The sequence below is a fragment of the Arsenicibacter rosenii genome (genome assembly GCF_001870735.1).
GTDB lineage: Bacteria > Bacteroidota > Bacteroidia > Cytophagales > Spirosomataceae > Arsenicibacter > Arsenicibacter rosenii.
The window spans coordinates 1-25,024 of the sequence record NZ_MORL01000026.1 but is presented as its reverse complement, the minus strand read 5'-3'; the positions used below and the strand labels follow the sequence as shown (position 1 = coordinate 25,024).

Here is a 25,024-nt window from a genome sequence, read left to right as displayed (position 1 = left end):
AAGAGATAGTTCTCATATGAATATTCTGTTGATCAGTATCTTTACCGCGCCAATCCGTTTATTGACTACGTAAACCATTAACACCGTTGAAACATCTCTATCTTATCTTCGTATGGCTCTGTCTGTTCAGCCTGAACAGCATGGCCCAGACATCCTGCAACTGTGCCGTAACCATCAGCGCCGGTGGGATGTACCAGAACTCAAAACTAAAAGTGCAGCCCGGACAGACGGTCTGCATCCAGGCCGGGCGTTACGATGGTATCCGCCTGGTGGGCTTCGTCGGGACGGCTGCCAATCCCATCCGGATTGTGAACTGCGGCGGGCTGGTCAGCCTCGGCTCCGAAACCAGTAATTATGCAGGGCTTGAGATTCAGGATTGTAAACACATTATTGTGAGTGGTTCGGGCGACAGTGCGATCCCCTACGGCTTTAAAATCGACAGATCAAAGTCGGGCGTGGCGGCGGTGTCGGTCAGTGGCATGAGCTCAAACTACGAAGTGGAGCGGGTCGAGGTGGCCAAAGCCGGGTATGCGGGCTTTTTTATGAAAACTGACCCCGCCTGCGATACCACCGCCAACTACCCTAACTTCACGATTTACAACGTTAAAATTCATGATAATTACGTACACCATACCAGTGGCCCGGGCATGTTTCTGGGTAGTGGCTACACCATGGCTACCGGACGGACAATCACCTGCAATGGCGTGAGTAAAGTAGTGTATCCGGCGCAGACGTATGGCATGCAGGTATACAACAATCGCATCGAGCGCACGGGCAGCGCTGCCTTGTGGGTGAATAATGCGCCCGATGCCAGTGTACACGACAACACCATGTTGTATAACAACCTGGGCGCGGTACCGGCGGGCTGGCAGGTAGGCGGGTCGGCAGCTTGTGGCTGCGATTATACCATCACCAAAGCGGGTACCTACAACAACTGGCTGCTCGAAGTCGCCCCGGGCAAAAAGGTCTGTGTGCAGTCGGGACTGTACGACAACATCACCCTGGCCAACTTTGAGGGTTCGCCAACGCAGCCGATCCGGTTTGTGAACTGCGGTGGCCAGGTACTGGTGCAATCCAGTGCGGCCGCCAGCACGGTGCAGGTGAAAAACAGCCGCTATATTGCCCTGAGCGGTACGGGAGATGCCGCTTATCCGTATGGCTTCAAACTGAATAACCTGAACACCAGTGGCAATATGGGCATTGCGGTCGGCGACCTGAGTTCCGATGTCGAGATTGACCACGTGGAGGTGGCGAAAGCCGGTTTTGCCGGCATTATGGTCAAAACCGACCCGGGGTGTGATTCGGCTACCTGGCGGTCGAACTTTACGATGTATAACGTGAAGGTCCACGACAATTACATACACGATGTAGGTGGTGAGGGGTTGTATATCGGTAACTCGTTTTTCGGCGATGGTATGACAGTGACCTGCAACGGCATAACGAAGCAGGTATACCCGCACCTGATCTACGGCCTGGAAATCTACAACAACCGCATCGAACGGAGCGGGGCCGAAGGTTTGCAGTACGGTTGTGCGCCCGACGCGAAAGTGCATCACAACTGGATGAAAGACACGGGTATTTCGCCGTTTGCCAGCTACCAGAACAACGGGTTGCAGGTAGGGGGCGGTGCCGGCGGCGATTGCTACAACAACACCATTCTGAACGCCTCGGGGATGGGCATTATCGTGGTTGGTCACTGGGGAAATAACCGGCTGTTCAACAACGTGATCAGTCAGGCAGGCGGCGACGGGGTTTTCTGCGACGAGCGGACGGGCTCCCTGCCCAACACGTACGTACAACTGATCAACAACACCATTACCGGTTGCGGTCGCGACGGTATCCGGATGTATAACCAGATCAATAGCAACACGATTGCGAACAACGCGATTACCAATTACGGAACCAGTGGACCAGCGGCCAGCAACGGCTATGTCGGCAAACCATTTGCCTTCCAGCAGGGAGCAACGGCCACGATGCTCAATAACTACACCGTGGCCGCTACGTCGGCGGCTGGTTTTGCCGATCCGGCCAACGCAAACTTTGCCTTACTGCCCGGCTCCCCGCTGATTGATGCCGGGGCCAATGCGGCGCAGTGGGGCGTAACGGTTGCCCAGCTGGATGTGGCCCGTCCGCAGGGAGCCGGTTACGACATCGGGGCCTTTGAGTTTGTGCCGCAGGGTGCGCGTGAAGCGGCCGGTCTTTCGGCCGGAACCACGGCATGGGAAACACAGGCCTATCCTATGCCGGCGCAGGATCAGGTGACGATCCGTGTGCCGGAAGGGGCCTACATCCGCGAGATTGAGGTGTATTCGTTGCAGGGTAAACTAGTCCGGAACGTGCAGCTACCCGGTACGGCCACGACGCACACGCTGACCACCCGTGACTGGCCAACGGGCCTGTATCTGTACATGGTACTGACCAGCAAGGGGCATTTGCAGGGGCGTTTGCTGAAACAATAGGCGGTTGCCGGTAGGATAAAAAAGGGCTGTGCGTGCGCAGCCCTTTTTTATTTATTGACCAAACAGTAGGCCGCTGGCGGGTGTTAGGTACGTGAAGTTCCACCCAACTAACTGATGTGGTATGCGACGTGCGGTAGTGATTTCGATTTGGTTGGCAAGTGCCTCATTTATTTGTTACGGGCAGCGGGATACGGCGCGCCCCGCTCCGGCGCCGGCCAATCCGCCGATTATGACCCCTGGCATTGATTCCCCGATTTCGGCTCCCGGTACGATGTTGCAGTCATCGACCCGGACGCAGCCGGAACGCCCCGTCCGCCGGAAACGAAAAGGAAAACGCGGTATCCGGATCGAGCCGCTGAGTGATCCGCGCGGTTTTGGTGTCGCGATTCCGATCGGGACCGCCAAAAAGGATTCGTTGCGGAAGGAAAAACCGTAACGACAGGCCGGTCGCTTTGTTTCCGGAGTACAGCAAAATCGTTATCTTTAAGGAATGATTACCCGCCCCGTTATGCTGTCGCTGCGGCAACTGAACGGGCTGCGTGGTTGTTTCTTGAACAGTATAGTTAATTAAGAGAATGGGACAGGTAGCACAGGGAGGACTTAATTCGCTGCAAATCAGTTTGCTGAGAATGTTTGATAAGGGCATGACGGATGATCAGGTATTGGAACTAAAGCGTGTTCTGGTCAAACACTATTCATCACTTTTGCACAAAGAAGTTGAAAAGGTAGTTGAACAGAAGCAATTTACCCGGGATGACTTTGATGCAATGCTGAATGTGGACTCCTGATGCTTAAAGCTGTTATTGATACAAACTGTTTACTGGCATCTATATCCCCGAAAAGTGTCTGGTATAGGCTATATGAGCTATTTGAGGAAGAAAAGTTTGAATGGTATGTCAGCAATGAAATTCTGACAGAATATGAAGAAAAGCTGACCGACATATACTCTGCATCAACTGCCAGACTTGTGCTGACTATTTTAATGGTGGCGCCAAATGTTTCATTTCAGGAAGCTTATTACAAATGGCAGTTGATTGAGCAGGATGCCGATGATAATAAATTTGTAGATGTGGCAATAGCCGGTGGAGTAGATTATGTGGTTACCAATGATAATCACTTCAATGTTTTGAAGCCGATTGATTTTCCACACGTTACTATTATCGGGCTTACAGAATTTTTAGAACTTTTTGATTTCCGTAAAAATACTGCCGGTTAGAACTTAATTCCCTATTAGTCAGTCTGTAATCTGTTGTGCCGAATTTTCCTCTATAAAAAAAGGTTACCTTTGCAGGCTCAATTGCTTACGAACATGACCTTCGAGGAGTTAAATCTTAATAAACCCCTGCTCAACGCCCTGAATGACCTGGGCTATACAACCCCCACCACCATTCAGCGGAACGTGTTTTCGGTCGTGATGTCGGGGCGGGACGTATGTGGCATCGCGCAGACCGGTACCGGCAAAACCTTTGCGTACCTCTTACCGATGCTGCGCCTGCATCAGTTTTCGAAAGACCGCCTGCCCCAAATGCTGATTCTGGTGCCCACGCGCGAACTGGTGACGCAGGTGGTCGAATCCATCCAAAAACTCAGTACCTACATGAACCTGACGGCAGTCGGGGTATATGGCGGCGTGAATATGAAACCGCAGCAGGCTGAATTACAGGCCGGTGCCGATGTAGTGGTCGGGACGCCCGGCCGCTTGTTTGACCTGGCCCTGAACGGTTCCCTTAAACTGAAAGCCCTGAAGCGGGTTGTGATCGACGAGGTCGACGAAATGCTGAACCTGGGCTTCCGGCCGCAGATTACCCGTCTGTTTGACCTTATGCCCGCCAAACGCCAGAACCTGCTGTTTTCGGCGACGCTGACCAGTGAGGTAGAAGCGCTGCTCGACACCTACTTTGCGAACCCGGTCCGGGTGGAAGCTGCGCCGGCCGGTACGCCACTCGACAATATTGCGCAGACCGGCTACGAAGTGCCTAACTTCAATACCAAAATCAATCTGTTGCAATGGCTGCTGAAAACCTACGACGAAATGACCAAAGTGCTGGTCTTCGTCTCGACTAAGCAACTGGCCGATCAGCTCTATGACCGGCTGTCGGCGCTGTATCCGGAGCGGGTGGGGGTTATTCACTCCAACAAGGCCCAGCAGCACCGGTTTGCCAGTGTCCGCCAGTTTCACGAAGGTACGTATCGGGTGCTGATCGCGACGGATGTAATCGCACGGGGGATTGACGTGGCGGAGGTGACGCATGTGATCAACTTCGACTTGCCCGAACAGCCCGAAAGCTATATCCACCGCATTGGCCGGACAGGCCGTGCCGACCGGAAGGGGATCGCCATCAGCCTGATCACGGCGCGCGAAGAAGAAGAGCAGGCCGCTATTGAAGCCCTGATGAACTACCAGATTCCGATCACGCCGCTGCCCGACGACCTGGACATTTCGGACGTGCTCCTGCCGGGCGAGATGGAAAAGGTGCAGATGAAAATGCCGAAGCTGAAAGTAGCACGACCCGAAGACGGGGGCGGGGCTTTTCACGAAAAAATTGCCAAAAATAAAAAGGTAAACGTACGCCGGAACCATGCCGAAGAAATGATGAAAAAGTATGGCCGGCCCATTCGTAAAACCAGACCGAATAATTAATTACCGCAGCCAACGGGCTGATTAACAAACTGCCTGACTATGGGTCACTTGTCACGGACCGGTAGTCAGGCGGTTGCTCTTTTACCTATGTCATTTTCATCACTTGGTTTATCCCGGCCGTTGCTGAAGGCCGTTGAGGGACAACAGTATGCGAATCCGTATCCGATTCAGGAACAGGCGATTCCGGCCATTTTGCGGGGCAGGGACATTTTAGGCATTGCGCAGACAGGCTCCGGCAAAACGGCCAGCTTCGTGTTGCCCATTCTGGAATATTTTCAGGGCGAACGCATCGGCCGGAACCGGTTTGTCAAGGCCCTTGTACTCGTGCCGACCCGCGAACTGGCGGTGCAGGTTGCGGAGGTGTTTCAGACGTTCAGCGCCGGTCTGCCACGGAAAGTGAAGACGCTGGCCGTATACGGAGGTGTGTCGATTAATCCGCAGATGATTGCGCTGCAAAATACAGAAATTGTGGTGGCCACGCCCGGCCGTTTGCTGGATCTGGTATCCTCAAACGCCCTGCGCTTATCGGCGATAGAGATGCTGGTGCTGGACGAAGCCGATAAGATGCTGAATCTGGGTTTCGAAGAAGAAATGCAGCAGATTTTTGAGCTGTTGCCGACCAAACGCCAGACCCTGCTCTTCTCGGCAACGCTGGGCGATGCAGTCGATAAAATACAGGCGAATATCCTGAAAAGCCCGCTTCGGATCGACGTAACCGAAACCGCCCCTGATCTGGAAACCATCCGGCAGGTGGCTTACCGGATTGCGCCGGAGCGCAAAGGACCGTTTCTGCGGTACCTGATTAAGTCGCAGAATATGAGCCAGGTATTGGTATTTGTCTCGTCGACGCGCACGGCCGATAACGTGGTGGGTAAGCTGAATAAGAATGGCATTAAGGCCATTGGCATCCATGGCGATAAGGCGCAGACCACACGGCTGGAGGCGCTGCAACAGTTCAAAGACGGGAAGGCTACGGTGCTGGTATCGACCGATTTATTGTCGCGGGGGATTGATATTCAGGAGCTTCCGTTTGTGATCAACTACGAGCTGCCGCGTTCGCCGAAAGATTATGTACACCGCATTGGCCGGACGGGCCGGGCCGGTGCCGAAGGCGATGCTATTACCCTGATTTGTCCGGAAGACGAACACCACTTTAAGATTATTCAGAAAAAGATGGGCAAGCGGGTCGAAATCCGCGAGTCAGAAGGGTTAGATTTGACCGGCGAGTGAGCTTTTAGGGAAAACTAACCATGATGGAACACACAACTCAACGCGTATGGCGGGGCCTGGCCCTTGCGCTGGTATCGGCCGGATTCAGTTTATCGGTGCAGGCACAGATCGGTGTCGGAGCGAAAGCGCCTAAAGATGCTGAGGTCTTATTTGACGGCAGCCGCAGGATGCTGGACGAAAAATGGACGTACTGGGAGGGCCCCCGGCTGGCGGCGTCGTTGCCCATCAAATGGAAAATTGAAAAAGACCCTGCGGGTGCCGGGACGGTGATGAATACCAACGACCCGGCGGCTGCGGGCGGAAAATACGGTGCAGCCGACATCGTGACGAAGGAAGCCTTCCGCGATTTCCGGCTGCACATTGAATTCTACATCAGCAAACCCGGCGGGAACAGCGGGGTCTATCTCCAGAACCGCTACGAAATTCAGGTGCTCGACGGCGATACCACCTCGCACGGCCTGGGAGCGGTGATCAACGAAACGCCGTCGCCGTATTATGCCTACAATGGCGTCGGCAAGTGGAATGCCTACGATATTGTGTTCCGCGCCGCCCGGTTTAAAGATGGCAAGCGGGTCGAAAACGCACAGGTGACGATGTATTTCAACGGCAAAAAGGTCCATAAAAACCAGCCCATCAGTCAGGTATGGGGTGGGCCTAACTCAGGAATTGACGGCGGTAATGACGGAGGCAAGGGGATTACTGACACTCCCGGCGGGCTGAAACTACAGGCTGAGGGGCACGATGTGCTGTACCGCAATATCTGGATCAAACCCCTTGATCTGAAGGCGGCCAATACCGATTTTTCAAAGTAAACAGCGTATACGTCACAGGGGTATAAATGATGGATAAAGCCTGAATCTGCCATATAAACGCAGTTTTTTTCGGCTGAAGCTAGTATTTTATTAGATTGCTGACGTATTACACAGTTAGACGAGTTATCTACTAATTACCTCCTGCCTTAATACATGCGTAAACAGAAATCGAATACAACCAATTCCCGCCGGTCGTTCCTCAAAACGCTGGGCGTTGCGGGTGCCGCAGCCACAACTGCACCGGCCGCGCTGGCCGAAACAGCGAAAGCTGCCGAAGTAGGGGCGCCTCAGTACCTGAATCTGGTGAAAAGCCATGCGAGTACGGCTGCCAATGAAAAAGTCCGGATTGCGTTGATCGGTACGGGCGGCATGGGCATCGGTGATACCCAGACAGCCCTGATGGTCGATGGTGTTGAAATGGTGGCCGCCTGCGACCTCTACGACGGTCGTCTGCGCCGCGCGAAGGAACTGTGGGGCGATCAGATCATGACGACCCGTGATTACCGCGAAATCATTGAACGGAAAGATATTGATGCGGTGATCAACGCGACAACGGATCACTGGCACGAGAAAATTTCGTCGGATGCCATGCGCAAAGGCAAGCACGTATACTGCGAAAAGCCAATGGTGCAGAAAGTGGCCGACGGACATACGCTGATTAAAGTTTCAAAAGAAACGGGTAAGGTGTTTCAGGTAGGCAGTCAGTTTGCCAGCTCGATTCTGGTGTCGAAGGCGCAGGAGCTGCTGAAAGCCGGTGAGATCGGTGAAATCGTGTTTGCCGAGGCGCAGTATGACCGGCACAGCGCGATGGGGGCCTGGCAATATTCAGTGCCACCGGATGCCTCGCCGCAAACCGTAGACTGGGACACCTATCTGGGCAGTGCGCCGAAACGTCCGTGGGATCCGCTCCGGTTTTTCCGCTGGCGGAATTATCAGGATTATGGCACGGGTATCGCCGGTGACCTCTATGTGCACCTGCTGACCACTCTGCATACCATTACCGGCTCGAAAGGACCTAACCGCGTGTATTCGAGCGGGGGGATCCGGTACTGGAAAGATGGTCGCGATGTGCCTGATATTCAACTGAGTATTTATGACTATCCGAAAACAGACGTACACCCTGAGTTCAACCTGACCACCCGCGCCAATTTCGTGGACGGCGGGGGCGGCGGCTATCTGGTGCGTCTGGTCGGTACCGAAGGTGACCTGTCGCTGGGTTGGGATACGGTAACGGTTCGCCGGAACAAATTCCCGAAAGCACCGGGCATGTCGATCGACAACTTCCCGAAAGACCAGAAAGAGCTGTTCCTGGCACAGTACAATAAAATGTACCCGTCGCGGCCGGAAATGGAAGGCCCGAAAGAGTTTAAATATACTGCGCCGAAAGACTACAAAGGCGACCGCTATGAGCACTTTGTGAACTTCTTCAACTCGATCCGGACCAATTCGCCGAATATCGAAGATGCCACCTTTGGTCTGCGTGCCTGCGGCCCGACTCAGTGCGGAAATATGAGCTACTTCCAGAAGAAAATTGTTGGCTGGGATCCGGTCAATATGCAGATTCTGGGTTAATTGTAAAACGAAATGGGTCGCCCGGCGACCCATTTCGTTTTATTGTCTGGCGGATCACTGTACGATCCGGCAGGATTGTTAGATAAAAATTCCACCGGCTACTTCAATCCGCTGGGCATTGACCCACCGGGCTTCTTCTGAGCACAGAAAGGCAACTACCCCGCCAATGTCTTCCGGCAAGCCTACGCGGCCAAGCGCTGTCAGCGAAGAGAGCTGACGGTTATACTCTTCATTGTCGCGGACATGGCCACCGCCGAAATCGGTTGCGACCGGACCGGGTGCTACCACATTGGCCGTAATCCGGCGCGGGCCCAGTTCTTTGGCCATGTAGCGGGTCAGTACCTCAACCGCCCCTTTCAGCGAGCCGTATACCGACGATCCCGGATACGAAAAGCGGGCCAGTCCCGACGAGATGTTAATGAGCCGGCCACCGTCATTCATGATCGGTAACAGGGTCTGTGTCAGGAAGAAAACGCCTTTGTAGTGAACATTGGTTAACTGGTCAAACTCCGCTTCGGTCACCTGACCGATCGGCGTATAACCGGCAATACCGGCGTTATTGATCAGGAAGTCGAAGTGGCTGGTGTCAAATGTGGCTGATAAGGTATTGGTCAGTTCACCGGCGAAGGTGGCAAAGGTGGCCACCTCTCCGGTATTCAACTGAAGGGCTGCTGCTTTCCGGCCAAGTGCCTGAATAGCGGCAACCACGGCCTGCGCTTCGTCCTGGCGGCTGTGATAGGTCAATACCACATCGATTCCTTTTTGGGCCAGACTCAGGGCCATGTCTTTGCCTAAACCACGGCTGCCGCCGGTTACGAGGGCTGTTTTGCTTATTGCTGTCATTGTGTTTGCGTTTAAAAAGTGATGACACAAAATTGCAGCAAAACTGTCCCGCGCTGTTTGCAAACATCAATCGGTTATTTGCAAAAATCAAATTACCCCATCAGGAGCGGAAAGCTATAGGGGATAAGGTTGTCTGTTTACGGAAAAAGTTGGAGAAGTGGGCGACTTCTTCAAAGCCGAGACAGTAGCTGATTTCAGAGATGGTCCAGTTGGTTTGCCGGAGCAGAATCTTGGCTTCCTGAATGAGGCGGTTGCCAATCAGCTCAGTCGTGGTTTTGCCGGTATTTTCCTTCAGTACCTTGTTGAGGTGGTTGACGTGTACCGAGAGCCGTCCGGCATAATCCTTTGCCGTCCGCAAACCCAGTTGCTGTTGGGTCGACTCAATCGGGAACTGGCGTTCGAGCAGTTCGATGAAGAGCGACGAGATGCGGGCCGAGGCCGTATGAGCCGGGTAAAGAGAGGTCGCCGGTTGCAGTTTCTGGCCGTAATGGATCAGTTCCAGCACATACGTCCGCAGCAGGTCATACTTATACGCATAGTCTGACGCGATTTCGCGGTGCATTTTTCTGAAAATCCCTTTTATTTCGACCGTATCATCGTCGGATAACTGGAAAACCGGATAGCCGCCGGGCTGATAGATCGGTAGTTCATCCAGGGTAACACCGCTTTTGGCGGGGACCATAAAGGCATCGGTAAACAAACAAAAATGCCCTGCCTGTTCATCCCCGAGCGGCGTGTAGGTATACGGGATTTTCGGTGTGGCAAACAACAGGGCATTTTTTTCGATGTCAATTACCTTATCGGCATACTCGGCGCGGTTACGGCCGCATATCAGGCTGATTTTGTAGTAAGCACGCCGGTTGTAGGACATTGGGGTCGGTTTGGTTCCTTCGAGCTTCCGGATCATGTCGGCGGTATCAAACACATTGAAGTGGCCAATCTCCTTATTGATGCCTGCCGGAATCAACTGTGCGGTTTCCTGATAAAAATCTTCGATTGTTCTGATATCCATTGTTTGCTGCTGGTTGTAAAATTCAAATATAGGGAATTATAGCTTGTGTGCAGGTTGCAGGTATGAACGGATGGTTAACAAATTTGTCAACAGGGAGAAAAAAAATCCGGTTAACTTGGCCGCCAAACGCTTTTTAATCCATCATGAACACAAAATTCCTTTTCCCGATGCTGGTTGTACTTTGCAGCCTGACATGTGCTCAGGCACAGACGCCGTCTCAAAAAGTTTTACGGCATGTGGTGACGGTTACGTTTAAACCTACGGCTCCGGCCGCTGTGATCAAAGCCGTTGATGCGTCATTTAAAAACCTGGGCACTAAACTAAAGATGACCCGTGGCTATGAATGGGGGATCGCTCCGATGGATGCCCGAAACAAGGATATCCGGCATGTGTATGTTACAACCTTTGCTTCGGAAAAAGAGCTGCAGGCTTACGGTGCTTCGCCCGAACACCAGAAACACATCAAATTGGGGGCGTCCGAAATTGCCGGAGTACAGGCCGTCGATTTCTGGGTTGAAAAGTAAGGCTGTAACACATCGTCACCCAACCGTGTTTATCGGGTAGAGACGCAATATTTTGCGTCTCCTCAACCGGCAGGATTCGGACCGTAGCTGAGACGCAAGATGTTGCGTCTGTACGGGTCCGGCAGGATCGGGCCGTAGCTGAAGCGTGATAGCGTACGTATAGTAAAAGAATATGTTAATGAATCGTTTAATTGCCGTAACACTAAATGTGGTATTTTGCCTGATGGGCCTGGCTGTCAGGGCACAGAATACGCCCTGGAAACTGGAGAAAGATAAAAACGGGATTCAGGTATTCTCGCGCTTGCCTGAGGGAAGCCGGTTTAAGGAAATGAAGGTCATTTGCGAGATCGACGGGACCATGTCGCAGTTGTGTGCCTACGTCAGCGATGTGGAGCATTATCCGGAAGTGGTTTATAAGAATAAGCAGGCATACCTGATCAAGCGGATTAATGAGCGGGAAATGTTGTATTACAATGAAACGATGCTGCCGTGGCCGGTCAAGAACCGTGATTTGGTGATTCACCTTACGTTTATTCCGGACGCGGCTAAAAAGGAACTGCGGATACATACCGAAAACGCGGCAGGCTATGTAGCGGTACAGTCCGATAAGGTACGGGTACCCTACTGGCGGGCCGACTGGACAGTTGTGAAAAGAGGGCCGGACCGGCTGGGCATCGAATATGTTTTCCGCGTTGATCCGGGCGGCGAAATTCCGGCGTGGGTCATTAACATGACTGCTGCCGTGGGGCCTTATACGTCTTTTTCCGGGATGGAAGGTTTTCTGAAATTACCCCGTTATCAGAACCGGCAGTTTTCATTCCTTAATTTTTAACCAGGGAGAATCCTGTACCTTTGTGTTGATAACGGTTATGTGATTGGTCTGCGCCGCGGCCACTCAATCGCTCAACCACAAATCACTCAATAAACATGGAGCAAATCAAAGAAGACCTGTATAACCTTATCACAGAAACCATTAGTGCCGTGATGACCGACGATTGGGCGCTGATTCAACTGAATGTGCAGTTTCTGGGTGAAGGGCTGGATATTGAATTCGATGGCGTGTATCTGACACCGACACAGGACGTAGAGCCGCTGCTGATTGAGTATCCGGAAGAAGTTATTGAGGCCCTGCAGAAACTGTATTTGATCAACAGGGAGGAAACCGGCGAACGGGCTAATCTGATGCAAATCAACCTGACCAGTCAGGGGCAGTTTAAATCGGAGTTTAGCTGGGATCAGGAGCTACAGGACGAAGACGAGCATTTCAGCAAGGGCGGAACTGCCCGTGAATGGATGGAAATCCGGAAGGCAAAATACGGCTCACCGGAAGAGCAATAGGGCCTCCCGGACCGGTGCCGCAAATGCCCCGTTTATTGCCGCAAATACCCCCCGCTGACGGGTACAAAGGATCGTATTTTTGTCAGGTAAACCAAAACACAAATACGATATGGCAACTATGATTTTTGTAAACCTGCCCGTTAAGGACCTCAACCGCTCAATCGACTTCTTTACAGGCATCGGGTTTGCGTGTAACGCTCAGTTTACGGACGAAAAGGCAGCTTGTATTGTCGTTAGTGAAACGATCTATGTTATGTTGCTGACCGCGCCGTTTTTCAAAACCTTCACCAACAAAGAACTGGCCGATGCCACAAGCGTGACAGAAACCATTGTTTGCCTGTCGGCCGATAGCCGCGAACAGGTCGACGAACTGGTTGACAAAGCGATGGCCGCCGGTGCCAGCCCGTCGAATGAGGCGAGCGATCAGGGGTTTATGTATTACCGCAGTTTTCAGGATCCTGACGGCCACATGTGGGAAGTGATGTGGATGGACCCTGCTGCCGTTCAGGCCCAGCAAGCTGCCGCTGAGACAACCACAGCATAACCATACCCAAACAGGCATTTTCGGGAAACCACGTCTCCGCCCGGAGGGGTGGTTTCTTTTTCGGCAGTCATGGCGTATATTGGGGTATTAACCTGATCAACAAACGATAAGCCCGTGACTGACGCTCTTTTTATTCTGTTTATCCTTTCCCTGAATGTTGTTATTTGCGAATGGCTCAGCCAAAAGCCCGTTTTCCGCGACATCGGAACGGCCCTGCTCGTTATCATCCTGACCGCTGTCGAAGCCAATCTGCGCCTGATTCCTACAACCGATACACCGGTTTACGACGGTATTTTTGGCTATGTCGCCCCGTTTTCGCTGTTTTTACTTTTACTGAGCGTCAACCTGAAAGACCTCAGACAGGCCGGCTTGCCGATGGTAACCATGTATTTGATTGGCTCAGTGGCGGTGATCATCGGCGTTGTAACGAGCGTATGGGTGTTTTCGGCTCCTGAAACGGTTGGCAGGCTGTATTATGCACTGGCGGGGATGTTTACCGGTACTTATATCGGCGGGAGCATTAATTTTCACGCCGTTGCGCTGCATTATAATGTATCAAAAGCCGGTAACCTGTTTGTGGCAGCCACAGCGGCTGATAATATACTGACGGCGCTCTGGATGGTGGCTACGCTGGCTATTCCGCGTTATATGCAGGCCCGCTACCCGCGACGGCTACCCACGGCCAGCCGCGTGGTACCCGGTGAGGGGATAGGCGGCCATCCGGTTTTTTCTGACGCCGAAACGGTCAGCCCGATGAGTCTGGCACTGTTGCTGGCTCTCGGTTTCGCGGCCATTTTTGTATCAAAGCAACTGGCTGCCCTGTTTCCTGCCCTGCCTTTTGTCCTGATTCTGACGACCATTGCGTTGGTGCTGGCCCAGTTCCGGACCATCAACCATCTGAAAGGTGGGCGGTTGCTCGGGCTTTTTGGTGTATACATCTTTCTGGCCGTGATCGGGGCTTACTGCGATATTGCCGCCTTGCTGCGGGACGGCAAGCTGGCGCTGGTCCTCTTCGGCATGATTCTGCTGCTGGTGGCCATTCATGCCGTTATCCTGTTCGGTATCGGGGCGTTGCTGAAGCAGGACTGGGATGTACTTGGCATTGCGTCGCAGGCCAACATTGGCGGGGCAACGTCGGCCCTGGCGCTGGCCCGTAGCCTGAACCGTACCGATCTGCAGTTACCGGCCGTACTGGTGGGTACGCTCGGCAATGCCATCGGTACGTATCTGGGTATTCTGGTGGCCGAACTGTTACGGTAAGGTGCATCAGGCCATGGCTACCGGCCGGTTGTATTTCTGCCGGTATTCAATCGGCGAGAGGCCGGTAATTTTCCGGAACGTCAGCCGGAACGCTTTGGGGTCAGAGTAGCCAACGCTGTACATGACCTCATTGATATTATCCTGCGAGGATTCCAGACTCATCTTGGCGGCTTCAATTTTCACCCGCTGGATGTATTCGGTGACGGAATTGGCGGTAGCCTTTTTAAACCGCCGTTCGAGGTTGCGGCGGCTGAGCGCCAGCATCGACGCCAGTTCGTCGACAGTGATTTTTTCCTCTACATGTTGCTCAATGTATTCCTGTGCCTTGATAATACTCTGATCGCCATGTTCTTTCTGGCCGTGGAAAATCATAAACGGCGACTGGCTTTTACGCTCTATTTCAATCTGAAAGGCCTTCGACATGAAAACGGATACCTGCCGTCCGGCGTATTTTTCGATCAGGTACAGGATCAGATTCAGGTACGAAAAAGCCCCGCCGCTCGAATAGAGGCCCTGTTCGTCGGTAATGATGCGGTCTTCGACCAGATTGACATCGGGAAACAAGTGCCGGAACAGGCGGGCCGCCATCCAGTGGGTCGCACACTGTTTGCCGCCAAGCAGCCCGGTCGAGGCCAGCAGAAACGCGCCGACACACAGGCTGCCGGCCTCGGCTCCGGCTTCGTACTGCGTCTTGATCCACGGCAAAAAGGCCTGGTTGAGGGAAATGCCCTGTTGCAGGTCGCCGTCGAGCGCGGGAATAATGATCAGGTCGGTCCGGGCAATGTCGGTAATCAGGGCATCGGTGAAGACCGTGTATTTACCACCGGCTGCGGCCACTTCAGTCGTCAGGCCAACCAGCTGTACATCAAACAAAGCAGGCTTCCCGATGCTTTGCATGTATTTGTTGACTTCGGTAAGTACCTGACGCGGGCCTTCAATGCTACCCAGAATAGCCCCTTGAGGCACCAGGATCGATACGTGTTTCATGCGGAAATACGGGGAATAGGAAGGGGTGTTTCTGTTACAAATTTAGCCATTTTGTTTGTCGGAAACTACCCGAAATTTGTCGGAAATACCCCCTGTCTGCCGGCGGTCGGGTCGTTATTTTTGTCAGGTAATCAACCAGTAAACAACCCGATGAACACAGCAAGCACCCTGACTATGACAACCGGAAACATCGCCGCTAAACAGCCTAAAACTCTGAAAATCGCTTATTGGACCATGCTTGGCCTGTTTGCCATGGCCATGTTGATGGATGGCGGAGCAGGCATCGTACAGGAGAAAAACGGACTCGACGTCATGCACCAGCTGGGGTATCCGGCCTATGCCATGATTATTTTCGGAACAGCCAAGGTACTCGGTGCTCTGGCGTTGCTTCAGCCCTGGTTCCGGACCATTAAGGAATGGGCCTATGCCGGCTTTACGATTAACCTGCTTGGTGCGATGGCCTCCTGGCGCTTTGCTGTCGGCGATCCGGCCTATCTGCTGCCACCGCTGGTTATGTTGGTGTACCTGTTTGTGATGTATTACCTCTGGAAACGGATCCACCGGTAAAAAGCCGGGCATCCACAATGGATCGTTGTAGGCAAGGCAATTCCGGACCGGGGTTGCCTTGTCCGTTTTAGAGAGACTCCTGTCCGATTGTGGACAGGTAACGGAATTGTAAGTGGCTGAAAAGGTTGATTATACGCCGTATGACGTGTTTTTTGCCGGCTGGCACTACTTTTGTGCCAACCTGATTATCAGAAAAACGGCCTTGGCTATATGATTCAGAACTACCTCAAAATTGCCGTCAGGCAGTTAATGAAGCATTGGGGCCATACCCTGATTAACAGTGGTGGCTTGGCGCTTGGTATAGCGTGTTGCCTGTTAATTGGCCTGTACGTGACCGATGAGTTAAGCTACGACCGGTTTCATACGCAGTTTCCGCACATTTACCGGATTGTTGAAAAGCAAACCCAGTCCGGCGGTATTTTTGATGTGGCCGTCACACCCGGCCCGCTGGCTGCCAGTGTATTGCGCGACTTCCCCGAAGTGCAGGACGCCGCCCGTATTGGTCAGTGGCATGGCTTGCTGACGGCCGGCCGTAAATCGGTTGAAGCCAGTCAGATGCTGGTGGTCGATCCTTCTTTTTTCCGGTTGTTTTCATTTCCGCTCGTGAAGGGCAACAGTGACCGCCTTTTCCGGAGTCCGAACGAAGTAGTCATCAGCGAAACCGTTGCTGCCCGGTTTTTCGGCCCCGACTGGCAAAAGCAACCGGTATTGGGCAAACTGCTGACCCTGACCGGCAATGAGCCACTCAAACTGGTCGGTGTGGCTAAAAATCCGCCAAGGACGTCCCACATTCAGTTTGATGTGCTGATCCCGTTTATGTGGCTGGAGAAGAACGATGAGTGGAGTAATAAATGGAACAGCAACAGCTACCATACGTACATACAGCTGCGGCCGGAAGCATCCGGAAAACCGGCCGACCCAGCCGGCCTGGCTACAAAACTAGACGGGCAGCTGGCACAATATAACAACGACAAAGAGACCAGGCTGCTGCTGCAACCGCTTTCAGAGATCTATCTGTATTCCAGATTTGCTTTTCAGACCGACTACGGTAACCGGAGCGATATTACTTACATCCGCCTGTTTTCAATCGTAGGGATTATCGTGTTGCTGATTGCCATTGTCAATTTTGTCAATCTGGCAACGGCCCGTGCTTCGCAGCGCAGCAAGGAGGTAGGCGTCCGGAAAACGATAGGAGCCTACCGGAGTAGTTTAGTCATGCAGTTTTTGGGAGAGGCGCTGCTGCTGGTTATGCTGGCAGTAACCTTCTCGCTGGTGCTGGCCGAAAGGCTGTTACCTGCCTTTAATGAACTGGCCGTGAAAACGCTGTCGCTTCCCTACGCAGACCCGTTATTCTGGGCCATTCTGGCCGGATTTACCCTTTGCCTGAGTGTCCTGAGCGGGCTGTACCCCGCCCTGATTCTGTCCTCGTTCCGGCCGATGCCGGTTCTCCGTGGAAACATCCTGACAAAAGATGGCCGAACCGGATTAACCCTGCGGCAAACGCTGGTAGTCGGGCAGTTTATGCTTGCGATCGGGCTGGTTATTACAACCATGGTTGTGTACCAGCAATTGCTCTTTATGCAGACGAGGCAGCTCGGGTTTGATAAGTCGCAGTTACTTTATGTACGCTTAAAGGGCGCTCTCCGCGAACGTGCCATGCCCTTTAAGCAGGCTGTGGCCGGGCTGCCGGGTGTAGAAAATGCCGCTTTGTCGACCGGGAATCTGGTGAATATGGAGAATAGCAGTAACGTAGAGTGGGAGGGGCAGGCGCATAAAGATGAGTTTCAGATCACACAGATGAACGTGGATGCTGATTTTATGAAAACCGTCGGCATGTCGGTTGCTGCCGGACGAATGTTTTCCGATCGCGTGGTTGCTGATACCCTTTCCGGACAGGCAGCGTACATGATCAATGCAACAGCCGCTAAACGGATGGGCTGGCTGCCCCATCAGGCAATTGGTAAGCGGATGACGTTCTGGGGGACGCCCGGGCGCGTGATTGGCGTCGTAAACGATTTTCATTACAAACCGCTGCGGGTTGGTATTCAGCCGTTTATTTTCCGCTATCGACCAAAAGAATTCTACTTTACGCTGCTTGTCAGAACCAGTCCCGCCCGGGTGGCGCAGGCCATACAGGGCATTTCGGCCGCCTATAAAAAGCTTGAGCCGAATTACCCGATCAGTTACGGGTTTGTTGATCAGGACCTTGACGCGCAGTATCAGTCAGAACAGCGGATCGGGAAAATCATGTTTTGCTTTGCCGTTCTGACCATTCTGATCTCGTGTCTGGGCTTGTTTGGGCTGACCGCCTTTACCGCCGAACAGCGAACCAAAGAAATCGGTGTCCGGAAGGTACTCGGGGCCTCTGTGGGTAATATCGTTGCCTTATTGTCAAAGGATACGATGAAGCCCGTGGGCATGGCACTGCTGCTGGTTGTGCCGCTTGTCTGGCTGGGTTTACAAAACTGGCTGGCCAATTATGCGTATCGCATCACGCTGAGCGGCTGGATGTTTGCGGTTGCCGGGCTGGGGGCTGTCAGTATTGCGCTGATGACGGTAGGGTACCAAAGCATAAAGGCGGCCCTCGCAAACCCATCGAAGGCGCTGCGTTCTGAGTAGGAGAGGCCGTTCACTAAATGATCCGGAAAATTAGTTGTTAAGTCAATTAATTCGCAGAAACGTGCAAGGTTTGGCGGAACAATCCTGTCAGAATCAGTGTAGTTCTAACAGTACTGTTCTTTTTTATCATGACGCGGCGGCAACACTTTATTGTCATTCTGATCTTAGGCACCCTCTCCACCATTAGTCCATTCTCGGTTGATATGTACCTGCCCGGCTTTCCGGCGATTGCCAAAAGCCTCGATACGTCGATTGCGCAGGTCCAGCTTTCGTTAACAGCCTATCTGGTCGGGATTTCGGTGGGTCAGTTGCTGTATGGTCCGCTGATCGACCGCTTTGGCCGCAAACTTCCGCTCTATGCCGGTCTGGTGTTATACCTGCTGGCCTCAGTCGGGTGTGCGCTGAGTAATTCCATCGAAAACCTGATTGCCATGCGGCTGTTGCAGGCGCTGGGCGGTTGTGTAGGCATGGTGGCTGCGCAGGCGCTGGTACGGGATATTTTTCCGGTGAATCAGATTGCGCAGGTGTTTTCGCTCCTGACGCTGGTGATTGCCGTTTCGCCGATGATTGCACCGACCGTTGGCGGGTATGCTACGGTGGCGTTCGGATGGCACTCCATATTTATCATTCTGGCCGCTATCACGCTCCTGATTCTGATTGGTATTTACTTTGTCCTGCCCGACGGTAAGGCCCCGGACCCGACGCTGTCGCTCCGGCCGCAGGCGGTAGCGGGTAACTTCTGGCTGGTGTTGAAACAGCCTCAGTTCCTGACCTATATGCTGGCGGGTGGGGTTGCCATGTCGGCTCCGTTTGCCTACATTGCCGGTTCGCCCGATGTGTTCATGAACATCTACCATGTAAGTGAGCAGGAATACGGCTGGATTTTTGCCTTTCTGGCCATTTCCATCCTCGGACCAAATCAGTTCAACCACTTTCTGCTCAAGCGGTTTAGCAGCGAGCAGGTTATTTATACAACCCTGATTTATCAGTCGGTGATGGGTTTGCTGACGGTCTCACTGGCCGGTATGGGTTTTCTGGGCCTGTATGGACTGATTGGTATGCTGTTTCTGTTCTTTCTTGGTCATGGGATGGTTGCCCCCAATGCAACAGCCTTGTCACTGGCGCCCTTCACGCGTCATGCCGGTAGCGCCGTAGCGTTGATGGGCGCGTTCCGGATGGGGCTGGGTGCGCTGATTTCGGGTGCCGTCAGTGTTCTGCACGATAACACCGCTTTTCCGATGGTAGGCGTTATGACGCTCTGCGCGGTCACGGGGCTGGTCATTTTGCTGATCGGTCAGCGCGTGATTGCCCGCTACCAGGAAAACGAAACGCCTGCCGGCGCTGAAATGGCGCTTTAAGTATACTGGTAGAGGGCCGGTAACCATTGTTAACCCAGCCTTCATATTGGGGTTTCTGGCGAGCCTTTTAACCCGAATCGGTAGGGTATTACCTGTAGCATCATATTCTTGCTTCTGAACTATCGCCATACCTGTTTAGCAGGACTGTCGGCCAGCAACCCTGCGCTAAAGCGCAGGGTTAGCTTGTTTGGGCAAACTCTTACAAGAACAGCGTAAAGCGCGGAGTTACCTGCAATCGTATAACCGATATCTGAAAGACCAAATGTTGACTGATTTTAAAAAGCATATAGACAAATTTGCACAGGTTTCTGATGAAGAATTTGATGAAATTCAAAAATTCTTTGACATAAAAAATGTGGCTAAGAAAGAGAACTTATTAGAGGAAGGACAACTATGCAGACATCATTATTTTGTATTGGAAGGTTTATTGCGAAAGTTTTACATTAACGAAAAAGGTATTGAACAAACCACCGAATTCGCTATAGAAACCTGGTGGATGACCGACAACATTGCTTACGAACACAAAATTCCTTCAGAATTCTATATTCAGGCTGTAGAAAAATCTAAGATACTCTATATCACACAAGATAATCAGGAAATGCTATTAAAGGCATTTCCGATAATGGAGCGCTATTTTCGTTTTGTTTACCAACGGGCTTATGCAGCGGCTCAAATGCGTGTCAAATATCTTTTTTCTCTTTCAAAAGAAGAATTCTATTTTCAATCGGTTAACAGGTATCCCGAATTTGCGCAGCGTATTCCCCAATACTTACTCGCTTCCTTTTTAGGATTTACACCCGAATATTTAAGCGAGATCCGTAAGAAGCGTATTTCTTAAACCAGTTTAAGTTTTATCATTTTCTCATCTTTTACTTTTGCATTGAACAATTTTAAACGGAAATACAATGCAAAAACGATTTAATTTTAAAACAGTAGCTTCAAATGCACTAAAAGCAATGGTTGGTTTAGAAGCTTATCTTTCACAGTGTTCGCTATCTAAAACAACTAAGGAGCTTATTAAAATCCGTGCATCACAAATCAATGGATGTGCGTTTTGTATCAACATTCATACGCAGGATGCAATCAAAAATGGCGAAACAAATCAGCGTATTTTTTTATTGACTGCCTGGAGGGAAGCCGGAGATATTTTTACAGCAGAAGAAAAAGTCGTGTTAGCTATAACGGAAGAAATAAGTTTAATTCACAAAGGTGGGTTATCAGATGATACGTACACAAACGCCTTATATTTTTTTAGCGAAGTGCAAATTGCCGATATTATTACGGCAGTTGTTACCATCAATCTCTGGAACAGAGTTGTATTAAGTACCAACTTACTGATAGGGCAAAGTCTGGCATAAGACAACCACCAATAAAAACCGCAAGTCATTAAACCTGCGGTTTTTATTGGTGAGAAAGCTTGTTTAGTGTGCTTAAACACAATAAGTCAGAAATGTATAATAAAAACTACCTGAGCAATTGTTAAAATAAGTACAAAAGGGAATGCCGGGAGGTTTGAAGCGTACAGGATTCAGATAACGCAGGTTAGCCGGAAAAGTGGCTTAAGTACTATATTGTATCCGGATAAACTACATTAATTAATGAAAGTACATATAAATGATGTAGTTTATTTGCCGGACTTTTCAACGTTGATCGTTACTATAATGTATCCGGCATTAATCGTGCCGGTGGCTGTGCCTTTGGTTTATGCACTTTCCCGTTCAGAAACAAGCCTATAAATGTGTTCCTTACCAGATAGTGGTAGCTTACCAGAGCAACAATACAGGTTGCCGAAAAGGTAATAGCAAACTTTAGCACGGCAGGCAGCGGATAGTCAGCCAGCAAGCCAACAATAAACATGATGATGGGCAGGTGGATTATGTAGACCCAGTAAGCGGCTTCGGCCAGATAGCTCATTCGTGGCGAATAAGCAGCAAAACAGGTCAGGAACAGGGCCAGAAACCCAAAGACAAACAGTGGCGCGTTTAAGGCAGAAAAGGTGATTCTGAGTATGAGCGCCCATTCGGTTTTTGCCTGGACAGACAACTGCACCAGCAGAAGAAGAGTCGCTATACTAAGCTGTAATACCGGGTATCGGGTCATGGTGGTCAGACTGTCGGTCGTATAGATACACCAGCCCAGCCCGAAAAAAAGGAAGTAGGTTGCCATGATCGACGGCACAAGCGACCAGCCGAAACTGGTGAGCAGATACGGGCTTTGCTGCCAGTAGAGGCACAAAAAAAAGAACAGGCTTACACAGGTAAGGCGTAGCCCTGCATGTTGCAGAATAACAGTAAGTGCCTTTTGAACGGATGAGCTGACTGCCGGTGCCCTGCGGAACGCCATGACCAGTACCCGGCTGATGAGGGCATAGACCCCCAGAAAGTACAGGAACCATAAGTGACCAGGCAAAAAAGGCAGGAACTTACCGGCTGCCAGTGCGCCCCAACCCATCCGGAAAGGAGATGAAGCATGTTCAAATTTCGCTTCAGCGAATGTAAGAGCAAACGTTTCTAACGGACCAACGATCAGAACACCAGCCAGCAACGGCAGCACAATCCGTTTGACGCGGTTGATCAGCATGGCATCAGCCCCTTTTTTATAAACCAGTAAGGCGCAGAAAAAGCCGGACACGACAAAAAAAACGGGCATCCGGAAGCTATGAATGAAGCCGTTTGTAAGGTCAAAGAGCAGGCTTGTCGCTGTGTCTTTAATAGGCCATAAATCATTGTTCGTGACCATGTAGGTAAGCGCGCCGTGAATAACAATGCCAAGCAGCATCATCACGCTGCGCAGCGCATCGAGTGCATAAATACGTTCGCTGCTTTGTAATAGCTTTGTTTGCATTTGAGGAAAATCAGTCAGGTGGCCGGGACTGCCCGTCAGTGAGCAGTCCCGGCCATTTCACTTTACGGAATAATAAATTCAGAATCGCTGATACCTGTATTGAGTTGATAGCTTTCGATTTTCAGGATATTGCTTCCTGAGTGAATCATAAACGGGAGCTTGATGCCCTTTACTTCCCGGTAATCACTATACAGGTTTATGTCTCCGACGGACTGTCCGGGAACATATAGTTTTACTTTCAGGCCTGTCTGCGTATCGTAGTATGTGCTCCATGTGCTGCCGTCAGGCATGGTGTGAGTCAGTTTATAGGCCTCTTTTCCTTCCACGGCTTCTTTCCCTGCGAACGTGGTCTTTACGCCCTGGCCGGCTAAGTATAACTCAGGCATTATCTGCATGGTAATCATGAACCGGTCCATCACTGCGCGACTCATGGGCGTTTTGTTGTCACCGAAGGCCATAAACGCCTCTTTACCATCAGAGATAAAGGTGTATATAGCCTGCCCTTGTGCATTCGTTAATGTCGTGGCTTGTTTGAGGGGAGGTTTAAATTTGTTAACTGTCGGAAACCCGGCATCGCTGTTTCCGGTAGTGCCTTTCCAGCTAATGTCTTTGATGGCAAGGAGTGCCTTTTTGCCGCCCACTGCTTTGTAGTAGGCATTTAGTACGTCATCGGCAGTGGTCAGATTTTGGGCGTTTGCGGTTAGCAAGAAAGCAGGCACAAGAAGGAGCGTAATGATGAACGTTTTCATGATTTGATTACGAGTAATATGGTTTCGGTTTGGTCCCGGACAGAGCCTGAGCTGTTCGCTTTGGACAGTACAAAGGTCTCCCGGGCGAGGCAGTTAAGCTGTCACTTTTGGGTTAAATACTGATAGTTTTGGGTAACAGAAAGATAAATTAGATGATAAGAGGCAGCTTTAGTTCCCGGTATTGGTTAACAGACAACCTAAGGCTTTCTGGTTTCTGTATTTATTACATACCTTCTCTTAAAACGATCTTAGCAGGAAAGAATAAAGAGCCTTACCGACAACCTTACAACTATTCAGCAGGAAGCGTAGCCGCGTTGTGTAATAAGCACGGAATATACCCTCCTGACCACCAATGATAGTCAATTCTTCATAAAGTGGCTGATCAACTACCTGCAACTGCATTTTCTGACGCCTTTTGTGAAATGAACCTGCCAGAATTCGTGATTTGCCGGTTTGTAATGTTTTATAAAAAAGGATGCTGTAGAGCCAGATGCGCATCAGTCCGGAGACCTGATGCACATTCGTCCACAGACAACAGATTTCAACCAGATCTTTTTCATTTAATGCGTACTGCTCTAACAGCTGTCTGGTTTTATCAGCCGGAAACGAACTGAAATACCTGAAGTCTTTTTCTGTATTCAGAATGAATCCTCCATACCATACATCAGGTTGTTGATATCGGTAAAACACAAACGGCTTACTTTGTGCCTGATAGGTTTTAGACGCATACGTTTTACTTTTCTTGTAGTAGATAGTGTCGAACTGTTGAAACTCCTGTTCGGTACGTATCTGACGGCAGCACATTGGATTAAACAAGAATGACTTGGCGGATGCAACTTCGGGATGACGTGTTTCTGATAAGGTAAAATCGGTCATGTTACACATAGTTTAGGTGGAAACAAAAACGTACAGGTTTATTCCGCCGGACTGTTAACGGCTGTGCTATGGTGAATTAAAAAATTCCTTTGCTAGCTTATTGACCGCAGCTAATGGCGCTGTTTTTGACAAGTTGTTCCATCATTTGTGGCCATGTATGGATGGCTATGTAATAGGTGTAGCAGAGTAGCCCAAGACCGGATAGGACTATGATAGCCATGACAATGGTTACTGTTTTCTCAATTGTAACCCGCATTGGTGATCTGCTTGATTTAGTAATGGCTGGAAATACTGATTGGGATTGAGTGTGCAGTTCCATAGGAAAACCAGTGTATAGTTTGGCTGGTATCTGTGATAAACGTGTCCGTTAGATACAGTACAAAGGTCTCTCGGGCGAGGCAGTTAAGCTGTCACTTTTGGGTCAAATACTGATAGTTTTGGGTAACAGAATGTTGGCTAAACGGGCAGTCGCATGATAAACACCGCCCCCTCACCCTCGCGGCTCTCAACGGTTAACGTGCCGCCGTGGCCCTTGGTGATGATGTCGTAGCTGAGACTCAGTCCCAGCCCTGTGCCCTCGCCGGCAGGCTTGGTGGTGAAGAAGGGCTGGAAAATTTTGGACCGTACAGCCTCCGCCATGCCTGGACCGTTGTCCTCTACCCGGATGTAGATAAGATCGTCGTGCCGTTGTGTGCTCACCCATACGGTTGGTTGGTAGCCCTCGCCGGTTTGTGCAGCCCGTTGCTGCACGGCATAGAAGGCGTTCTGGCAGAGGTTAAGGAGCACCCG

At 51.2% G+C, this 25,024-nt stretch carries 25 protein-coding genes; 18 read left to right on the top strand and 7 right to left on the bottom strand.

Features of this window, described 5'->3' with window-relative positions:
* Window positions 1-86: 86 nt before the first annotated feature.
* From BLX24_RS25865 to BLX24_RS25830, 8 genes are all read left to right on the top strand, one after another.
* A complete protein-coding gene (locus tag BLX24_RS25865) occupies window positions 87-2,459 on the top strand; it encodes a right-handed parallel beta-helix repeat-containing protein (RefSeq protein ID WP_071506126.1) in 2,373 nt (790 codons plus the stop codon).
* 121 nt (window positions 2,460-2,580) lie between these two features.
* Window positions 2,581-2,895, top strand: a complete 315-nt coding sequence (locus BLX24_RS25860; RefSeq protein WP_071506125.1) for a hypothetical protein — start codon at window positions 2,581-2,583, stop codon at window positions 2,893-2,895.
* A 139-nt stretch (window positions 2,896-3,034) separates the two neighbouring features.
* Complete coding sequence (locus BLX24_RS25855; RefSeq protein ID WP_071506124.1) at window positions 3,035-3,247, top strand: DUF8507 family protein; 213 nt, start codon at window positions 3,035-3,037, stop codon at window positions 3,245-3,247.
* Window positions 3,247-3,675: a putative toxin-antitoxin system toxin component, PIN family gene (locus BLX24_RS25850; protein WP_071506123.1), complete on the top strand. Its 429-nt coding sequence runs from the start codon at window positions 3,247-3,249 to the stop codon at window positions 3,673-3,675. The genes BLX24_RS25855 and BLX24_RS25850 overlap by 1 nt, the downstream gene beginning before the upstream one ends.
* Window positions 3,676-3,768: 93 nt before the next feature.
* A complete protein-coding gene (locus BLX24_RS25845) occupies window positions 3,769-5,100 on the top strand; it encodes a DEAD/DEAH box helicase (protein WP_071506122.1) in 1,332 nt (443 codons plus the stop codon).
* A gap of 87 nt (window positions 5,101-5,187) precedes the next feature.
* Complete coding sequence (locus tag BLX24_RS25840; protein WP_071506121.1) at window positions 5,188-6,330, top strand: DEAD/DEAH box helicase; 1,143 nt, start codon at window positions 5,188-5,190, stop codon at window positions 6,328-6,330.
* 20 nt (window positions 6,331-6,350) lie between these two features.
* Window positions 6,351-7,142, top strand: coding sequence for a 3-keto-disaccharide hydrolase (locus BLX24_RS25835; protein ID WP_143092813.1), 792 nt, complete (start codon window positions 6,351-6,353; stop codon window positions 7,140-7,142).
* A gap of 153 nt (window positions 7,143-7,295) precedes the next feature.
* Window positions 7,296-8,714, top strand: a complete 1,419-nt coding sequence (locus tag BLX24_RS25830) for a Gfo/Idh/MocA family protein (protein ID WP_071506120.1) — start codon at window positions 7,296-7,298, stop codon at window positions 8,712-8,714.
* Between the two features lie 78 nt (window positions 8,715-8,792).
* Here BLX24_RS25830 and BLX24_RS25825 read toward each other — a convergent pair whose 3' ends face one another.
* Together BLX24_RS25825 and BLX24_RS25820 are read right to left on the bottom strand one after the other, a co-directional pair.
* Window positions 8,793-9,557, bottom strand: a complete 765-nt coding sequence (locus BLX24_RS25825) for an SDR family NAD(P)-dependent oxidoreductase (RefSeq protein WP_071506119.1) — start codon at window positions 9,555-9,557, stop codon at window positions 8,793-8,795.
* A gap of 100 nt (window positions 9,558-9,657) precedes the next feature.
* A complete protein-coding gene (locus BLX24_RS25820) occupies window positions 9,658-10,569 on the bottom strand; it encodes a helix-turn-helix domain-containing protein (RefSeq protein WP_071506118.1) in 912 nt (303 codons plus the stop codon).
* Between the two features lie 143 nt (window positions 10,570-10,712).
* Here BLX24_RS25820 and BLX24_RS25815 point away from each other — a divergent pair, with 143 nt between their 5' ends.
* The 5 genes from BLX24_RS25815 to BLX24_RS25795 all read left to right on the top strand — a co-directional run bounded on the left by BLX24_RS25815 (window position 10,713) and on the right by BLX24_RS25795 (window position 14,235).
* A complete protein-coding gene (locus tag BLX24_RS25815) occupies window positions 10,713-11,093 on the top strand; it encodes a Dabb family protein (RefSeq protein ID WP_071506117.1) in 381 nt (126 codons plus the stop codon).
* Window positions 11,094-11,271: 178 nt separating this feature from the next.
* Window positions 11,272-11,925 (top strand): SRPBCC family protein, encoded by a 654-nt coding sequence (locus BLX24_RS25810; protein ID WP_229201895.1) that lies wholly within the window; start codon window positions 11,272-11,274, stop codon window positions 11,923-11,925.
* 95 nt (window positions 11,926-12,020) lie between these two features.
* Window positions 12,021-12,431: a hypothetical protein gene (locus BLX24_RS25805; RefSeq protein WP_071506115.1), complete on the top strand. Its 411-nt coding sequence runs from the start codon at window positions 12,021-12,023 to the stop codon at window positions 12,429-12,431.
* Between the two features lie 109 nt (window positions 12,432-12,540).
* Window positions 12,541-12,975: a VOC family protein gene (locus tag BLX24_RS25800; protein ID WP_071506114.1), complete on the top strand. Its 435-nt coding sequence runs from the start codon at window positions 12,541-12,543 to the stop codon at window positions 12,973-12,975.
* 114 nt (window positions 12,976-13,089) lie between these two features.
* Window positions 13,090-14,235, top strand: a complete 1,146-nt coding sequence (locus tag BLX24_RS25795) for a DUF819 family protein (RefSeq protein ID WP_071506113.1) — start codon at window positions 13,090-13,092, stop codon at window positions 14,233-14,235.
* Between the two features lie 6 nt (window positions 14,236-14,241).
* On the opposite strand, the gene BLX24_RS25790 is transcribed toward BLX24_RS25795, so the two are convergent.
* Entirely contained in the window at window positions 14,242-15,222 is a 981-nt protein-coding gene (locus tag BLX24_RS25790) for a GlxA family transcriptional regulator (protein WP_071506112.1), read from the bottom strand.
* A gap of 150 nt (window positions 15,223-15,372) precedes the next feature.
* On the opposite strand from BLX24_RS25790, the gene BLX24_RS25785 reads away from it, so the two are divergent.
* The 5 genes from BLX24_RS25785 (at window position 15,373) to BLX24_RS25765 (ending at window position 21,124) form a co-directional block, all read left to right on the top strand.
* Entirely contained in the window at window positions 15,373-15,789 is a 417-nt protein-coding gene (locus tag BLX24_RS25785) for a DoxX family protein (protein WP_083422184.1), read from the top strand.
* Window positions 15,790-15,999: 210 nt separating this feature from the next.
* Entirely contained in the window at window positions 16,000-18,408 is a 2,409-nt protein-coding gene (locus tag BLX24_RS25780; RefSeq protein WP_071506111.1) for an ABC transporter permease, read from the top strand.
* A gap of 128 nt (window positions 18,409-18,536) precedes the next feature.
* The gene (locus BLX24_RS25775; protein WP_071506110.1) at window positions 18,537-19,766 is read left to right on the top strand and encodes a multidrug effflux MFS transporter; all 1,230 of its coding nucleotides are present in this window, start codon (window positions 18,537-18,539) and stop codon (window positions 19,764-19,766) included.
* A 262-nt stretch (window positions 19,767-20,028) separates the two neighbouring features.
* On the top strand, window positions 20,029-20,604 hold the full coding sequence (locus tag BLX24_RS25770; protein ID WP_071506164.1) for a Crp/Fnr family transcriptional regulator: 576 nt from the start codon (window positions 20,029-20,031) through the stop codon (window positions 20,602-20,604).
* A 67-nt stretch (window positions 20,605-20,671) separates the two neighbouring features.
* A complete protein-coding gene (locus BLX24_RS25765; protein WP_071506109.1) occupies window positions 20,672-21,124 on the top strand; it encodes a carboxymuconolactone decarboxylase family protein in 453 nt (150 codons plus the stop codon).
* Window positions 21,125-21,422: 298 nt separating this feature from the next.
* On the opposite strand, the gene BLX24_RS25760 is transcribed toward BLX24_RS25765, so the two are convergent.
* The 4 genes from BLX24_RS25760 to BLX24_RS25745 form a co-directional block, all read right to left on the bottom strand.
* Window positions 21,423-22,610 carry an acyltransferase family protein gene (locus tag BLX24_RS25760; RefSeq protein WP_071506108.1) on the bottom strand — a complete coding sequence of 396 codons (1,188 nt, stop codon included), beginning with the start codon at window positions 22,608-22,610 and terminating at the stop codon, window positions 21,423-21,425.
* A 62-nt stretch (window positions 22,611-22,672) separates the two neighbouring features.
* Window positions 22,673-23,359, bottom strand: a complete 687-nt coding sequence (locus BLX24_RS25755; RefSeq protein ID WP_071506107.1) for a hypothetical protein — start codon at window positions 23,357-23,359, stop codon at window positions 22,673-22,675.
* 237 nt (window positions 23,360-23,596) lie between these two features.
* Entirely contained in the window at window positions 23,597-24,235 is a 639-nt protein-coding gene (locus tag BLX24_RS25750; RefSeq protein WP_143092812.1) for a hypothetical protein, read from the bottom strand.
* Window positions 24,236-24,691: 456 nt separating this feature from the next.
* Window positions 24,692-25,024 (bottom strand): sensor histidine kinase (locus BLX24_RS25745; protein WP_262483007.1); only part of this gene is annotated, 333 nt, incomplete at its 5' end.